Raw genomic sequence first — 14873 nt, 5'->3', positions numbered from 1 at the left:
GAGGGGTTGGGGCCATGCACAGTGTGCCGTTCTGGCTATGGATGGTCTTCGTCGTCACCGTGCTGGTGTCCTTGGCGGTCGACCTCCTCGCGCACCGGCACGCCCACGTCATCGGCTTCCGGGAAGCCGCCGCCTGGAGCGGGGTCTGGGTCGGGCTGGCCATCGCCTTCGGCGCCGTCGTCTTCCTCGTGGTGGGCACGACCGCCGGGGTGGAATACACCACCGCGTGGCTCCTGGAGAAGAGCCTGTCGGTCGACAACCTCTTCGTCTTCGCGCTGATCTTCGGCTATTTCAAGGTGCCGCGCGCATATCAGCACCGCGTACTGTTCTTCGGCGTACTCGGCGCCCTGGTCTTCCGCGGCATCTTCCTCGCCGCGGGCGTGGCCGTGGTCAGCCGCTTCACGGCCGTGCTGTTCGTCTTCGCGATCATCCTCTTCTACAGCACCTACAAGATCCTCAAAGAGGAGGAGGACAGTTTCGACCCGGGCAAGAGCATCGCCGTACGCCTGCTCCGCAAGGTCATTCCCGTCCGGGACGAATACGCTGGCACGCGTTTCTTCGTGAAGGAAGCCGGGAAACGCGTCGCCACCCCCCTGCTGGCCGTCGTCGCCGCGATCGAGGCCGCCGACCTCGTCTTCGCCGTGGACAGCGTGCCCGCCGTGCTGGCCGTCAGCAGTGACGCGTTCATCGTCTACACCAGCAACGCTTTCGCCATTCTCGGTCTGCGTGCCCTGTTCTTCATGCTCGCGGGCCTGCTCGACCGCTTCCATTACCTCAGCAAGGGCCTGGCCATCATCCTCGCCTTCATCGGCGTCAAACTCGTGTTGCAGGCCTCGCACAAGACGGTCAGCGACGCCATCCCCGAGATTCCGTCACCGATCAGCCTTGCCGTCATTTCCCTCGTCCTGGCCGTCTCCGTAGGCCTCAGCCTGCTGCGCCCGAAATAGACCGCAAAAGGATGCCAAAAAACACCAAGTAACAGTAAAGTGATGCTATGAACGGCGAGCGGAAACACCGGACGACGACCGCGTCAGGGCATGTCTGCGGCTCGTGCAAGCAACCTGTCGACGCCGTGGTGGTGCGCCACAAGAGCCTCGGTGTCTTCGTCCCCGCCTGGGTGGCGGGGCCATGCCAGAATCCGCGCTGCGAGGAGTACGTCCCCGAGTCCGCGCACATCGTCTGGACGCGCAGCGGCTGGGAGCGGAAGACCGGCCGGGTGCGCCGCTGACGCGCGACGGCGGGGACGGGGAGGTGGCCGATGTCGCACGACTCCCGCTTTCACCTCGACCGGGGAGGACACTCGATCACCGTGTGCGTCGGCGGCGCACGGGACCCGGTCGAAGTCCTGGTCGACGGCAAGGTCGTCGCCACCTGCCAGAAGCGCCGTCGCGGCGTCACGGTGCTGACGGCCGAGACGCCCGACGACGAGCCGCGGCCCTTCACGCTCCGGGTCGACTGGTCCGCCGCGACCGACGGCGGACCGGCGGTCCTCCTGGAAGCGGAGGACGGCCGCACACTCATCCCTCGGGTGTCCCCCACCCCTTCGCGAACGCCTCCGCGAGGCGCCTCCCCGACACGTGGCCCCCTACAGCGGCTGCTCCGGCTCGCGCGGCGGCCCACGGGACGCCACTAGGCACGGCCCCGCTGAGCCGGCACACCGCGCGGCGGCTCACCACGAGGCACTACTGAGGCGGCAAACCCTCCCGCCACCGGAATCACGCCAATGTGTGAAGCTGCTCCCCCGCATCTTCCCCCTCACCCCTCACGACCGTAGGCTCCTGCGCCTGACACGTCAGTTACCGACGGTAAGGGGGGCTGGGGCATGGGGCACAGTCGTGCCGAGGGAAGCACACGGCGGGGGTTCGTCGCGGGGGCCGCCGCGGTCGGCGGGGCGACCGCGCTGGGCGTGGGAGTGGGAGTGGCCGCGGTGCCTGCCGCCGCCGCGGCGGGAGCACCGCGGGCGAAGCACTCCGTGGCCGTACTCGGCGGCGGTGTCGCGGGGCTGACGGCCGCCCACGAACTGGCCGAGCGCGGCTTCGCCGTCACGGTCTACGAACGCCGGGCGCTCGGCGGCAAGGCCCGCAGCATGGACGTGCCGAACAGCGCCAAGGGCAACCGCAGACCGCTGCCCGGCGAGCACGGCTTCCGCTTCATCCCGGGGATCTACCACAACCTCCCGGACACCATGCGCCGCATCCCCTTCCCCGGGAACGCCAACGGCGTGTGGGACAACCTCGTCGCGCCCCGCGAGATGTCGTTCGCGCGCACCGGCCGCGAGGACCTGCGCATGCCGATCCCGTGGTCCGGCAGTCAGCCGGAGCAGGTCAGCCTCGACGACATCGCCCGCGCGCTCACCGCTCTGCTCGACACGGCCTTCAACCTGCCGGCGCACGAGGTCGCGTACTTCGTGAACCGCGCCCTGGTCTTCCTGACCAGCTGTGACGAGCGCCGCGACGACGACTGGGAGTCGACGCCGTGGTGGGACTTCGTGCGCGCCGAGAAGATGTCGAAGGACTACCAGCGCCTCCTCGCGATCGGCGTCACCCGCAACATCGTGGCGACGAAGGCCGAGGAGGCGAGCACCCGCACGGTGGGCACCCTCGGCGAGGCCTTCGTTTTCAACGCGCTCGGCCAGGGCGCCGACGGCCCGCCCGACCGGATCCTGAACGCGCCCACGAACGAGGCGTGGATCGACCCCTGGGTGACCCACCTGAAGTCGCTCGGCGTCGAGTTCCGCGTCGGCTGGACGGTCCGCGAGCTGGCGTTCGGCGACGGCCGCATCACCAAGACCGTGATCGAGGACCCGGGCGGCGTACGGCGTGACATCACCGCCGACCACTACGTGCAGGCCATGCCGGTGGAACACGCGCGCAGGACGTGGAGCGCGGCGATGAAGGCGGCCGACCCGCAGCTGGCACGCTGCGACAAGCTGCAGACGGACTGGATGACGGGCATCCAGTTCTATCTGACCGAGCGCCCGCCCCTCGTGAAGGGCCACTTCAACTGCGTCGACTCGCCCTGGTCGCTGACCGGCATCGCGCAGGCGGGCCACTGGCCCGAGCGCGACTTCCCTGCCGACTACGGCGACGGGGTGGCGGTCGACTGCCTGTCGGTGGACATCTCCGAGTGGGACAAGCCGGGGGTGCTGTACGGCAAGACGGCCAAGCAGTGCACCCGCGAGGAGGTGGCCAAGGAGGTGTGGGCACAGCTCAAGGCGGCGCTCAACGACACCGGCAAGACGGTCCTGAGCGACGGCAAGCTGCACTCGTGGTTCCTCGACCCGGGCGTCGACGGCCTCGGCACGCCGAACCCCACGAACGAGGACGAACTCCTCATCCACCCGGTGGGCACCCTGCACAACCGCCCGTCGGCCGCGACGAAGATCCCCAACCTCTTCCTCTCCGGTGACTACGTGTCCGTGGACATCGACCTCGCGACCATGGAGGGCGCCAACGCCGCGGCCCGCCAGGCGGTCAACGCGCTGCTGGAGCGGGTGGGCTCCGACCAGAAGCCGTGCACGGTGCGACCGCTCTACCGCGCCCCGGCCATCGAACTCGCCAAGCGCCACGACCGCACCCGTTACCGACTCGGGCTGCGCAACGCGCTTGATTTCGGCTGATAGCGGGCATCGTCGGGGTAAGACGTACGCATGAGACGGTTGATGCGGACGCGCGCAGGGCTCGGGGCGGTGGTGCTGGTCGTACTGGCGGCCGGCTGCACGGTGGAGACCGACAAGCCGGAGCCGCCCTTGGGCGGCCCGAGCGGCGGCCCCGGCGGCAGCCCCGCCGGCGCCGCCGCGGTCGCCGTGAAGATCGACAACGTTCCTCAGGCGCGCCCGCAGACGGGCCTGGACGCCGCGGACGTCGTGTACGCCGAACAGGTGGAGGCGGGGCTGAGCCGCCTGATGGCCGTATACGCGTCCCGGCTGCCGCCCGTGATCGGGCCGGTGCGCAGCGCGCGGGAGACGGATCTCGAACTGCTGCGCCAGTTCGACGCGCCCGTGCTCGCGTTCTCCGGGGCGCAGTCGAAGCTTCTGCCGCTGATCGCGGACGCGCCCCTGCGGGCCGTGCCGCCGGACAAGGCACCCGGTGACGCGTACTACCGGGACGACGCCAGGGCCGCGCCGCACGATCTCTTCCTGCGCCCCAAGGCCCTGAAGGTCACCCCACACGCGGACGCCCTGGAGAGCACCGGTTTCCGGTTCGGGCCCGCGCCGGCGGGGGGCACCCCGGAGACGCACCGGACGGTCCGCTTCCCTTCGGCCCGCTTCGCCTTCGACTGGGTGGAGTACGAGGGCCGTTGGCGCATCACCATGGACGGCGAGCGGGCGCGTACCCCCGACGGCAAGGAGCTGGCCGCTTCCACGGTCGTCGTGCAGTACACGAAGGTGCGGCAGTCCCGCTTCCACGACCGTTCGGGCAACATCTCGCCGTTCACCGAGACGGTCGGCGAGGGCAGTGCGCGCGTCCTGCGGGACGGGCGCGCCTTCGACGCACGCTGGAAGCGCGCGGCGGCCACGGACGGCACGGCGTTCGCGACGCCCGACGGCAAGCCGCTGCCGTTCGCGAAGGGGCAGGTGTGGGTGGTGTACGCGCAGGCGTGAGCGCGCTCACGCCTGCCGGGACGCCGGCGGCTCCCCTGGGTTGCGCAGGCTCTCCGCCGCGTCCGCGACCCGCCGGATCAGGTCGAAGAAGACGCTCTGCTCGTCGGTGGAGAGCGGGGCGAGGAACACCTGGTTCATCCGCGCGGTCCGCACGGTCAGTCTGCGGTGCGTGCTCCTGCCCTCGTCGGTGAGGCGCAGCAGATAGCGGCGGCCGTCCTGTGGGTCGCGGACCTTGTCCAGCAGCTCACGGCGGATCAGTCGGCTGATGACCTCGGCGACCGTGGACCGGTCGAGGCCCACCCGCTCCCCCACGGTGCGCTGGTCGAGGCCGGGCTCGGCGACGAGGGCGTTGAGGACCGCGAACTGCGGTGAGGTGATCTCCTCGGACACCATGGTGTTCCACAGGAGGTAGTGCGCCTGCTGGAGACGCCGGGCCAGGTGCCCGGGATGGGTGGCGAGGTCCACCGCGGCCATGGGGCCCTCCGCTTCTCCGGGACTGTTCATCGGTGCACTGAACATTACCCGCTCCCAACCCTGTATGCCGCCCACTCTTGCCAGGCAGTTGGGCGGCTCCTATCCTCGCAGAATTACTCAGTGCCCTGATTAATTGCCCCATGGGTCGACCTGATCGATGCGGGCCGGGAAGAGAGGGGGGTGCGCGGATGGACAAGGTGGTGGCCACGGCCGCCGAGGCGGTGGCCGATGTCTGGGACGGGGCGTCGCTCGCGGTCGGCGGCTTCGGTCTGAGCGGCGTACCGAACGAACTGATACGGGCGCTGCACGTCTCCGGGGCCTCGGACCTGCGCGTGGTGTCCAACAACTGCGGCGCGCTGGACTCGGGCCTCGCGGTGCTCCTTGCGGCCGGCCGCATCGCCCGCGTGACCGGCTCCTACATCGGCGCCAACAAGGAGTTCGCCCGGCAGTACCTGGGCGGCGAACTGGAGGTCGAGATGATCCCGCAGGGCACGCTCGCCGAGCGGCTGCGGGCGGGCGGGGCCGGCATCCCGGCGTTCTACACCCCGGCCGGGGTCGGCACACAGGTCGCCGATGGCGGCCTGCCGTGGCGCTACGACGGCCAGGGCGGCGTCGCGCTCGCGTCACCGGCCAAGGAGGTGCGGGAGTTCGACGGCACCCCGTACGTGCTGGAGCACGGCATCCGCACCGACTTCGCGCTGGTGCGGGCGGCCAAGGGCGACCGGCACGGCAATCTCGTCTTCCGCAAGGCCGCTCGCAACTTCAACCCGCTCGCGGCGATGGCGGGCCGCGTCACCGTCGCGGAGGTGGAGGAGCTGGTGGAGCCCGGCGGGATCGACCCGGACGCGGTGCACCTGCCGGGGATCTTCGTGCAGCGCGTGGTCGCGCTCACCCCGGAGCAGGCGGCGGAGAAGCGGATCGAGAAGCGGACGGTGAGCGGCTGATGCCCTGGACCCGTGAGCAGATGGCCGCCCGCGCCGCGCGTGAACTGCGCGACGGCCAGTACGTGAATCTGGGCATCGGCCTGCCCACACTGATCCCCAATCACCTCCCGCCGGGCGTCGAGGTGGTCCTGGAGTCCGAGAACGGCCTCCTAGGAGTGGGCCCCTACCCCGCGGAGGCCGAGGTCGACCCCGACCTGGTCAACGCGGGCAAGGAGACGGTGACCGTCCTGCCGGGCGCCTCCTTCTTCGACTCGGCGCTCTCCTTCGGGATGATCCGCGGCGGCCACATCGACGTCGCCGTGCTCGGCGCGATGCAGGTCTCCGCACGCGGGGACCTCGCCAACTGGGCGGTCCCCGGCAAGATGATCACCGGGATCGGCGGGGCGATGGACCTGGTGCACGGCGCCCGAACCGTCATCGTCGTCATGACGCACACCACCAAGGACGGCTCCGCGAAGATCGTCGAGGAGTGTGGGCTGCCGCTGACCGGCAAGGGATGCGTCGACCGGATCATCACCGACCTCTGCGTCCTCGACGTGACGGAACGGGGCGAACCGGGCCTTGAGCTGGTCGAGTTGGCGCCGGGGTGCACGGTGGAGGACGTCGTCGCGCGTACCGCCGCTGAGATCCGCCTTCCAGCGGGCTTCACGTCTTGAACACGGGAATGACGACCTCTACTTCGGAGACGCGGTACACCATGACCACGACGACCTCCTCCCCGTCCGCCGGGCCCCTGCCCGACGGACTCAGCCAGGACGCGATAGACACCGAAGTGGCGAAGGCGCAGACCACGTCGGCCGGCGGGCACCACCCGCCGCGCGACTACCCGCCCTACCGCAGCAGCCACTTCCGTCACCCGAAACAGCCGCTGGTCCCGCTGCGCGACCCCGAGGCTGTGGAGCTCAGCGGTCCCGCGTTCGGCGTCACGGACGTCACCGCCCTGGACCGGGACCTGACGCGCCAGCACCAGGGCGAGCCGCTCGGCGAGCGGATCACCGTCAGCGGCCGGGTCCTTGACCGCGGGGGGCGGCCCGTGCGCGGCCAGCTGGTCGAGCTGTGGCAGGCCAACGCCTCCGGCCGGTACGCCCACCAGCTGGACCAGCACCCGGCGCCGCTGGACCCGAACTTCACGGGCTTCGGCCGCTGCCTGACCGACGACGAAGGAACGTACTCCTTCACGACCGTCAAGCCGGGCGCCTACCCGTGGCGCAATCACGTCAACGCCTGGCGTCCGGCACACATCCACTTCTCGCTCTTCGGCACGGCGTTCACCCAGCGCCTGGTCACCCAGATGTACTTCCCCGGGGACCCGCTCTTCCCGTACGACCCCGTGCTGTGCTCGGTGACCGACGAGTCAGCGCGCCGACGCCTCGTCTGCGCCTACGACCACGCCCTGTCCGTTCCCGAGTGGTCGCTCGGATACCGCTGGGACATCGTCCTGGACGGCCCGTCCGCGACGCTCTTCGAGGAAGGCGACCACCACTGATGCCCGCGTCCGCCGCCACGCCGCTTCCCACGCCCTCCCAGACCGTCGGGCCCTTCTACGGTTACGCGCTGCCCTTCGCGCGCGGCGGTGAGGTCGCCCCCGTCGGCCATCCGGACACCATCACGCTGCACGGGTACGTGTACGACGGCGCGGGGCAGCCCGTCCCCGACGCCCTGATCGAGACCTGGCAGCCCGCCCCGGACTGCTCGCGCACGGGCGCGCCGGGTTCGCTGCGGCACGACCCCGTGACGGGGCGGGTCATCGGGCGCGACGGCGTCGCGTTCACCGGCTTCGGCCGGGTGCCGACCGACGCGGACGGCCACTGGGCGGTACGGACGCTGCCACCGGGCGGTGTCTCGTACATCTCGCTCGCCGTCTTCGCGCGCGGGCTGCTGCATCACCTGTACACGCGCGCGTACCTCGTGGAGGAGCCCGGGGACGCGCTGCTCGGCTCGCTGGACGCCGACCGGCGCGCCACGCTGATCGCCCGGAGCGAGGCGCCCCGCACGTACCGGTTCGACGTCCGGCTCCAAGGGGCGGACGAGACGGTCTTCCTGGAGTTCCCGTGAGCGGCCTGTTCTCTCCCGGGTGGGTCGGTTCCGCCGCCGAGGAAGCGACCGGCGACCTCGCCCTCCTCCAGGCCCTGCTGGACGCCGAGGCGGCGCTGACCCGCGCCCAGGCGGCGGTGGGCCTCGCCCCTCCGGAGGCGGCCGCGGCGGTCACCAGGGCGGCTTCGGACGCGACCCGCTTCGACGCGCGGGACCTCGCGCTCCGCGCGCGGGAGGGCGGCAATCCGGTGATCCCCTTGGTGGCCGACCTCACGGCGTCGGTGCCCGCCGACGCGGCACCCTACGTCCACCGGGGCGCGACGAGCCAGGACATCCTCGACACCGCGCTGATGCTGGTCGCCGCACGCACGCTGGACCCGCTCCTCGCGGACCTGTCCCGCGCGGAACGCGCCCTGGCCCGCCTCGCGTCGCGGCACCGGGACACGGTGATGCCGGGCCGCACGCTGACACAGCACGCGGTGCCGACGACGTTCGGGCTGAAGGCCGCGGGGTGGCGCTCGCTGGTGCTCGACGCCCGGGACCGCCTCGCGGGGGTGCGGGCGGCGCTGCCCGTGCAACTGGGGGGCGCGGCGGGAACGCTGGCGGCCTTCTCGGCGTACGGGGGCGGGGAGCCGGCCGTGCGCGGCGAGGAGCACGAGCAAGGGCCGCCCGGAGCGCTCGTGGCGGCCTTCGCGCGTGAGTTGGCGCTCGTCGAGCCGCTGCTGCCCTGGCACACCCTGCGCACGCCCGTCGCCGACCTCGCGTCCGCCCTCGCCTTCACGGCGGGGGCCCTCGGCAAGGCGGCGGTGGACGTGGCGACGCTCTCCAGAACCGAGATCGGCGAGCTCTCCGAAGGCTCCGGCGGGGGCTCGTCCGCCATGCCCCACAAGGCGAACCCGGTCCGCGCCACGCTCATCGCCGCCGCCGCGCGCCGCGCGCCCGCCCTCGCGGCCACGCTCCTCGGCTCACTCGCCGCCGAGGACGAGCGGCCCGCGGGTGCCTGGCACGCCGAGTGGGAACCCCTGCGCGACCTGCTCCGCCTGGCCGGTGGCGCCGCCCGCGACGCGGCCGAGCTGGCCGAAGGGCTGCGCGTCCACCCGGAGGCCATGCGCGAACACCTCGGCCTGACCGGCGGGTTGCTCGTGTCCGAGCGGCTCGTCGCCACCCTCAGCCCGCTGCTCGGCCGGGCCCGCGCGAAGGAACTCGTGGGCGAGGCGGCACGGCGCACCCGCGCCGAGGGGCGCACGCTCGCGGAGGTCATCGGGGAGATGCTCGGCGAGATCCTGGCCGAGGAACCCGCTCCGAAGGGGACCGACCTCTCCGCACGCGCCGCCCTCGCTGCCCTCTGTGATCCGTCCAGTCTCTCCGAACTCGCCGATCCCACCCGCTACACCGGCTCCGCCGGCACCTTCACCGACCGCGCCCTGGAGCGACGTTGACGACCCACCCGACCGGCAAGCTGCCGCACCACACCATCGAGGGCCCGGACAGCGCTCCCCCGTTCCTCCTCGGCCCGTCCCTCGGCACGTCGACCGCCCTGTGGGACGCCGTCGCGCCCGAACTGGCCACCGCGCGCCGGGTCGTGCGCTGGGACCTGCCCGGCCACGGCGGCTCCCCCGCGGAGCTGATCGGGCCCGGCGCCACGGTCGCCGACCTCGCCGGACTCGTCCTCGCGCTCGCCGACGCGCTCGGCATCGACCGCTTCGCGTACGCCGGTGTCTCGCTCGGCGGTGCCGTCGGACTGCACCTCGCGGCCCGCCATCCGGAGCGCGTGACGAGCCTCGCCCTCGTCTGTACGTCGCTGCACTTCGGCGGCGCGGATGCCTGGCGGGAGCGGGCCGCGACCGTGCGCCGCGAGGGCCTGGCCGCGCTCGCGGAATCGGCGCCGCGGCGCTGGTTCACGCCCGGATTCACGGTTCCCGCCCTGGTGGCCGACCTCTTGGCCGCCGATCCGGGGGCGTACGCGGCGTGCTGCGACGCCCTGGCCGCGTACGACCTGCGGGACGGCGTGGCGTCGATCACCGCGCCCACGCTGGTGCTCGCCGGGCGCGAGGACCCCGCGACACCGCCCGCCCACGCACGGGAGATCGCCGACGCGGTGGCGGGCGCGTCCCTGGTGGAACTCGCGGGCGCCTCGCATCTGGCGCCCGCGGAGCGCCCCGCCGCCGTGAGCGCGCGCTGCGCGCCCACTTCGCCGGTCCGGCGGCCGGAGGTGGCGCGGCCGTGCGCCGCGCGGTGCTCGGCGACGCGCACGTCGACCGCGCGCAGGCCGCCACCACGCCCTTCACCGCCCGCTTCCAGGACTTCATCTCCCGCTACGCGTGGGGGGAGATCTGGACCGATCCCACGCTCTCGCACCGCGAACGCAGCATGATCACGCTGACCGCGCTCGGGGCCCACGGCCACCTCGCCGAGCTGGCCCTGCACGTCCGCGCGGCCCGCCGCAACGGCCTCACGCCCGAGGAGATCGGCGCGGTCCTGCTCCAGACGGCGGTCTACTGCGGGGTGCCGGCGGCCAACGCGGCGTTCGGGGTGGCTCAGCGCGTGCTGGCGGAGGAAGAACAAGAAGCGGGGCCGCAGGGACGTGACTGAGGTCTGGACAGCGTGTCCCGTATACAGGCCGGGGCTCAGCGTGCCCCGTACACAGGTCGGGGCGGCTCGGCGTCGGTGAGGAGCTTGCGGGCCGTCCCGCCCGCTTCGGCCGGGGTCCAGCGGGCCCCCTTGTCCGCGGTCGGCCCCGGGCGCCAGCCCTCCATGACGGTGATGCGGCCGGCCTCCGCCTCGAAGACGCGGCCGGTGACCCCGGCGGAAGCGGTGGAGCCGAGCCAGACGACGAGCGGTGACACGTTCTCCGGGGCCATCGCGTCGAAGGCTCCGTCCTCCGGGGCGACCATGGTGTCGGCGAACGTCTGCTCGGTCATCCGGGTGCGGGCAGCGGGCGCGATGGCGTTCACGCGTACTCCGTAGGCGGCCAGTTCGGCGGCGGCGACCAGGGTGAGGCCGAGGATCCCCGCCTTGGCCGCGCTGTAGTTGCCCTGCCCGACACTGCCCAGCAGGCCCGCTCCCGAGCTGGTGTTGACCACGCACGCGTGCGGCACGCGTCCGGCCTTCGCCTCGGCCCGCCAGTGGGCCGCCGCGTGCTTCAAGGGGAGGAAGTGCCCCTTGAGATGGACCCGCATCACCGCGTCCCAGTCGTCCTCGTCGAGGTTGACCAGCATGCGGTCGCGCAGGAAGCCCGCGTTGTTGACGAGGGTGTCGAGGCGTCCGTACCTGTCGAGGGCGGCGTGCACCAGCGAGGCGGCGCCGTCCGATGTCGCGATGTCACCGCCGTGCGCGACCGCGTCGCCGCCCGAGGCGCGGATCTCCTCGACGACGGCGTGCGCCGGCCCGCCGGACCCCCCGGAGCCGTCGGGCCCCACGCCGAGGTCGTTGACGACGACCCGGGCGCCCTCGGCGGCGTACGCGCGCGCGTGGGCGCGGCCCAGCCCGCGGCCCGCCCCCGTGACGATCACGACGCGGCCCGCACAGATCCCGGATGTGGCGGCTGAAGTCATGGGGCAGCTCCCTATTGAGGCGTTCAGCGGTTGACCGAGGCGGCGTCCAGGAAGGCGGGGCGCTCGCCGCCGCCGTGCAGGTGGAGGGCGGCGCCGCTGATGTACCGGGCCTGTTCGGAGGCGAGGAAGACGCAGGCGTCACCGACGTCCGCGGGGTCGGCGAGGCGGCCGAGCGGCACGGTGGCGGCGACCCTGGCGACGCCCTCTTCGTCGCCGTAGTGGAGGTGGGCGCTCTCGGTGCGGGCGAGGCCGAGAACGACGGTGTTCACGCGCACGGCCGGGGCCCATTCGACCGCCATGGTCCGGGCGAGGTTCTCCAGGCCGGCCTTCGCCGCTCCGTACGCCCCGCTGCCGGGCGAGGGCCGGGTGCCGCTGACACTGCCGATCATCGTGATGCTGCCGCCCGACCGCTGGGCGCGCATCACGTCGTACGCGGCGAGCGAGGCGTAGAGCGGGGCGAGGAGGTTCAGTTCGACGATCTTCGCCTGCCGGGCGGGGGCCGTGTCGGCGAGGAGACCGAACGGCGTGCCGCCCGCGTTGTTCACGAGGGCGTCCACGGAGCCGTGGTCGGCGGCCACTTGGCGGAAGAAGGCGTGCCCGGCCTGTGCGTCGCGCAGGTCCAGCGGCCGGAACTCCGCCGTGGCGCCCGCCGCTTGGACCGGCTCGTCGGGCGGCCTGCGGGCACAGACGACGACATGGGCGCCGGCGGCGAGGAAGCCGCGGGCGATTCCGGCGCCGACGCCGCGGGTGCCGCCGGTGACGACGGCCACCTGTCGGGTGTCAGTCATCGCTGCTACCTTTCCAACTAACAAATGTTTGGTTGAAGGCGTGTGGTCGAAAGGTAGCGGATCCTCTGATGTCTGTCTCCACCTCCGTCCCGGAGCCCACGCAGGGCGTGGCGGTCGTCACCGTCGACTATCCACCGGTCAACGCCCTTCCTGTGCGGGGTTGGTATGCCGTGGCGGACGCCGTGCGCGCCGCCGGGCGCGACCCCGCCACACGCTGCGTGGTGCTGGCCGCCGAGGGGCGGGGGTTCAACGCCGGCGTGGACATCAAGGAGATGCGGCGCGACAGCGGCCACACCGCGCTGATCGGCGCCAACCGCGGCTGCTACGCGGCGTTCTCGGCGGTGTACGAATGCGAGGTGCCGGTCGTCGCCGCCGTGCAGGGCTTCTGTCTGGGCGGCGGGATAGGCCTCGTGGGCAACGCGGACGCGATCGTGGCGAGCGAAGACGCCATGTTCGGCCTGCCCGAGCTGGACCGGGGCGCGCTGGGGGCCGCCACCCACCTGGCCCGCCTGGTGCCGCAGCATCTGATGCGCGCGCTGTACTACACCTCGCGCACCGTGACGGCAGCCGAACTGCACGCCCACGGCTCCGTGTGGCAGGTCGTCCCGCGTGCTGAACTGCGCGATGCCGCCCTGGAGTTGGCGCGCGAGATCGCCCGCAAGGACGGCACACTGCTGCGCTTCGCGAAGGCCGCCATCAACGGCATCGACCCGGTCGACGTGCACCGCAGCTACCGCTTCGAGCAGGGCTTCACCTTCGAGGCGAATCTCAGCGGCCTGGCCGACCGCATCCGCGAGGACTTCGGGACGCGAGGGGAAGGCGGGACATGAGCGGCAGGACAGGCAAGATCATGACGCCCGAGGAGATCGTGGGGCGTCTGGAGAGCGGAATGACCCTCGGCATCGGCGGCTGGGGCTCGCGCCGCAAACCGATGGCGCTGGTGCGCGCGCTGCTGCGGTCCGGCGTCACGGGCCTGACCGTCGTCTCCTACGGCGGCCCGGACATCGGCCTGCTCGCCGCAGCGGGCCGCATCCGCAAGCTGATCACGGCGTTCACCACGCTCGACTCGATTCCGCTGGAACCGCACTTCCGCGCGGCACGCGAGCGTGGCGCCTTCGAACTCGTCGAGCTGGACGAGGCGATGCTCATGCAGGGCCTCACCGCGGGCACCCAGCGGCTGCCGTTCCTGCCGATCCGCGCGGGCCTCGGCTCCGACGTGCTGCGGGTCAACCCCCAGCTGCGTACGGTCACTTCGCCGTACGAGGACGGCGAGGAGCTGGTCGCGGTGCCCGCCCTGCGGATGGACGCGGCGCTGGTGCACATGAACCGCGCAGACCGGTTCGGCAACGCCCGCTATCTGGGCCCGGACCCCTACTTCGACGACCTGTTCTGCGAGGCCTCCGACACCGCGTACGTCTCGTGTGAGCAGGTCGTCGACCCCGGGCGGCTCTCCGAGCACGCGGCGCCGCAGTCCCTGCTGATCTCGCGGCACACGGTGACGGGCGTGGCCGAGACGCCGAACGGCGCGCACTTCACGTCCTGCGTGCCCGACTACGACCGCGACGAGCCCTTTCAGAAGGCGTACGCCGACGCCGCCGCGGACCCGGAGGCCTGGGCGGCCTTCCGCGCCCGCTTCCTGGCCGGCACCGAGCGGGACTACCACCTGGCCGTCCGGACCTGGCACAAGGAGCAGCGATGACCCCGGCCGCCGAGCGGACCGTCACCCGCGCCGAGTACTGCGTCATCGCCTGCGCCGAGGCCTGGCGGGACGACGGCGAGATCCTCGCGTCCCCCATGGGCACGATCCCGTCCATCGGCGCGCGCCTCGCCAAGCTGGCCTTCTCCCCCGACCTGCTGCTCACGGACGGCGAGGCGCTGCTCATCGGCGACGTCCCGGCACTGGGCACCGCGTCGGGCGTGACCGAGGGCTGGCTGCCGTACCGCAAGCATCTGACGATGGTCATGGGCGGGCGGCGGCACGTGATGATGGGCGCGAGCCAGATCGACCGCTTCGGGAATCAGAACATCTCGTGCATCGGCGACTGGGCGCGCCCCCGACGGCAATTGCTCGGTGTGCGCGGCGCCCCGGCCAACACGATCAACAATCCGGTGAGTTACTGGATCCCGAGGCATTCGACGCGCGTCTTCGTCGAGAAGGTCGACATGATCAGCGGTGTCGGGTACGACAGCGCGGCCGCCGCGGGCCCCTCCGCGACCCGCTTCCACGACCTGCGCCGCGTCGTCTCGGACCTCGGCGTCTTCGACTTCGCTACGTCCCATCACGCGATGCGGGTGGTCTCCCTGCATCCGGGGGTGACGCTCGGCCGGGTGCGGGAGGCCACCGGTTTCGCGCTCGCCACTCCGGACGGCGGTCTGCCGTACACCCGCGAGCCGACGGACGAGGAGCTGCGGCTGATCCGCGAGGTGGTGGACCCGCGGGGTCTGCGCGAGCGCGAGGTGCGCGCGTGACGGCGGC

General features: G+C 72.3%; 16 protein-coding genes and 1 pseudogene. 14 read left to right on the top strand and 3 right to left on the bottom strand.

Annotated features, from left to right (window positions below):
* The first annotated feature begins 14 nt into the window (after positions 1 to 14).
* From KKZ08_RS33850 to KKZ08_RS33830, 5 genes are all read left to right on the top strand, one after another.
* The gene (locus tag KKZ08_RS33850) at positions 15 to 947 is read left to right on the top strand and encodes a TerC family protein (RefSeq protein WP_223778057.1); all 933 of its coding nucleotides are present in this window, start codon (positions 15 to 17) and stop codon (positions 945 to 947) included.
* A 47-nt stretch (positions 948 to 994) separates the two neighbouring features.
* Entirely contained in the window at positions 995 to 1228 is a 234-nt protein-coding gene (locus KKZ08_RS33845) for a hypothetical protein (RefSeq protein WP_223778056.1), read from the top strand.
* A 30-nt stretch (positions 1229 to 1258) separates the two neighbouring features.
* Positions 1259 to 1633, top strand: coding sequence for a hypothetical protein (locus KKZ08_RS33840; protein WP_223778055.1), 375 nt, complete (start codon positions 1259 to 1261; stop codon positions 1631 to 1633).
* Positions 1634 to 1822: 189 nt separating this feature from the next.
* Positions 1823 to 3619, top strand: coding sequence for an FAD-dependent oxidoreductase (locus KKZ08_RS33835; RefSeq protein ID WP_223778054.1), 1797 nt, complete (start codon positions 1823 to 1825; stop codon positions 3617 to 3619).
* Between the two features lie 42 nt (positions 3620 to 3661).
* Positions 3662 to 4603 carry a DUF3048 domain-containing protein gene (locus KKZ08_RS33830; RefSeq protein ID WP_223778053.1) on the top strand — a complete coding sequence of 314 codons (942 nt, stop codon included), beginning with the start codon at positions 3662 to 3664 and terminating at the stop codon, positions 4601 to 4603.
* Between the two features lie 6 nt (positions 4604 to 4609).
* On the opposite strand, the gene KKZ08_RS33825 is transcribed toward KKZ08_RS33830, so the two are convergent.
* Complete coding sequence (locus KKZ08_RS33825) at positions 4610 to 5077, bottom strand: MarR family transcriptional regulator (RefSeq protein ID WP_223779298.1); 468 nt, start codon at positions 5075 to 5077, stop codon at positions 4610 to 4612.
* A gap of 188 nt (positions 5078 to 5265) precedes the next feature.
* On the opposite strand from KKZ08_RS33825, the gene KKZ08_RS33820 reads away from it, so the two are divergent.
* The 6 genes and pseudogenes from KKZ08_RS33820 to pcaD all read left to right on the top strand — a co-directional run bounded on the left by KKZ08_RS33820 (position 5266) and on the right by pcaD (position 10647).
* On the top strand, positions 5266 to 6021 hold the full coding sequence (locus tag KKZ08_RS33820) for a CoA transferase subunit A (protein ID WP_223778052.1): 756 nt from the start codon (positions 5266 to 5268) through the stop codon (positions 6019 to 6021).
* Positions 6021 to 6677 carry a CoA transferase subunit B gene (locus KKZ08_RS33815; RefSeq protein WP_223778051.1) on the top strand — a complete coding sequence of 219 codons (657 nt, stop codon included), beginning with the start codon at positions 6021 to 6023 and terminating at the stop codon, positions 6675 to 6677. Before KKZ08_RS33820 ends, KKZ08_RS33815 begins: the two co-directional genes overlap by 1 nt.
* Positions 6678 to 6718: 41 nt before the next feature.
* Positions 6719 to 7507, top strand: a complete 789-nt coding sequence (gene pcaH / locus KKZ08_RS33810; protein ID WP_223778050.1) for a protocatechuate 3,4-dioxygenase subunit beta — start codon at positions 6719 to 6721, stop codon at positions 7505 to 7507.
* Positions 7507 to 8076 carry a protocatechuate 3,4-dioxygenase subunit alpha gene (gene pcaG, locus KKZ08_RS33805; RefSeq protein WP_223778049.1) on the top strand — a complete coding sequence of 190 codons (570 nt, stop codon included), beginning with the start codon at positions 7507 to 7509 and terminating at the stop codon, positions 8074 to 8076. Before pcaH ends, pcaG begins: the two co-directional genes overlap by 1 nt.
* Positions 8073 to 9494, top strand: coding sequence for a 3-carboxy-cis,cis-muconate cycloisomerase (pcaB, locus tag KKZ08_RS33800; RefSeq protein WP_223778048.1), 1422 nt, complete (start codon positions 8073 to 8075; stop codon positions 9492 to 9494). The genes pcaG and pcaB overlap by 4 nt, the downstream gene beginning before the upstream one ends.
* Positions 9491 to 10647, top strand: a pseudogene (pcaD, locus tag KKZ08_RS33795) (3-oxoadipate enol-lactonase). The gene pcaB and the pseudogene pcaD overlap by 4 nt, the downstream one beginning before the upstream one ends.
* 35 nt (positions 10648 to 10682) lie before the next feature.
* On the opposite strand, the gene KKZ08_RS33790 reads toward pcaD, so the two are convergent.
* Positions 10683 to 11609 (bottom strand): SDR family oxidoreductase, encoded by a 927-nt coding sequence (locus KKZ08_RS33790; protein WP_223778047.1) that lies wholly within the window; start codon positions 11607 to 11609, stop codon positions 10683 to 10685.
* Between the two features lie 23 nt (positions 11610 to 11632).
* Complete coding sequence (locus tag KKZ08_RS33785; protein ID WP_223778046.1) at positions 11633 to 12397, bottom strand: SDR family oxidoreductase; 765 nt, start codon at positions 12395 to 12397, stop codon at positions 11633 to 11635.
* 68 nt (positions 12398 to 12465) lie between these two features.
* Between KKZ08_RS33785 and KKZ08_RS33780 the strand changes: the two genes are divergently transcribed.
* The 3 genes from KKZ08_RS33780 to KKZ08_RS33770 are packed head-to-tail and all read left to right on the top strand — an operon-like array spanning position 12466 to position 14866.
* Positions 12466 to 13227 (top strand): enoyl-CoA hydratase family protein, encoded by a 762-nt coding sequence (locus KKZ08_RS33780; RefSeq protein WP_223778045.1) that lies wholly within the window; start codon positions 12466 to 12468, stop codon positions 13225 to 13227.
* Positions 13224 to 14096: a CoA-transferase gene (locus KKZ08_RS33775; RefSeq protein ID WP_223778044.1), complete on the top strand. Its 873-nt coding sequence runs from the start codon at positions 13224 to 13226 to the stop codon at positions 14094 to 14096. The genes KKZ08_RS33780 and KKZ08_RS33775 overlap by 4 nt, the downstream gene beginning before the upstream one ends.
* The gene (locus KKZ08_RS33770; RefSeq protein WP_223778043.1) at positions 14093 to 14866 is read left to right on the top strand and encodes a CoA-transferase; all 774 of its coding nucleotides are present in this window, start codon (positions 14093 to 14095) and stop codon (positions 14864 to 14866) included. The genes KKZ08_RS33775 and KKZ08_RS33770 overlap by 4 nt, the downstream gene beginning before the upstream one ends.
* Positions 14867 to 14873 lie beyond the last annotated feature (7 nt).

The organism is Streptomyces sp. 135 (genome assembly GCF_020026305.1).
GTDB lineage: Bacteria > Actinomycetota > Actinomycetes > Streptomycetales > Streptomycetaceae > Streptomyces.
The sequence above is the reverse complement of the archived record's forward strand: the minus strand, read 5'-3'. Positions and strand labels throughout refer to the sequence as shown.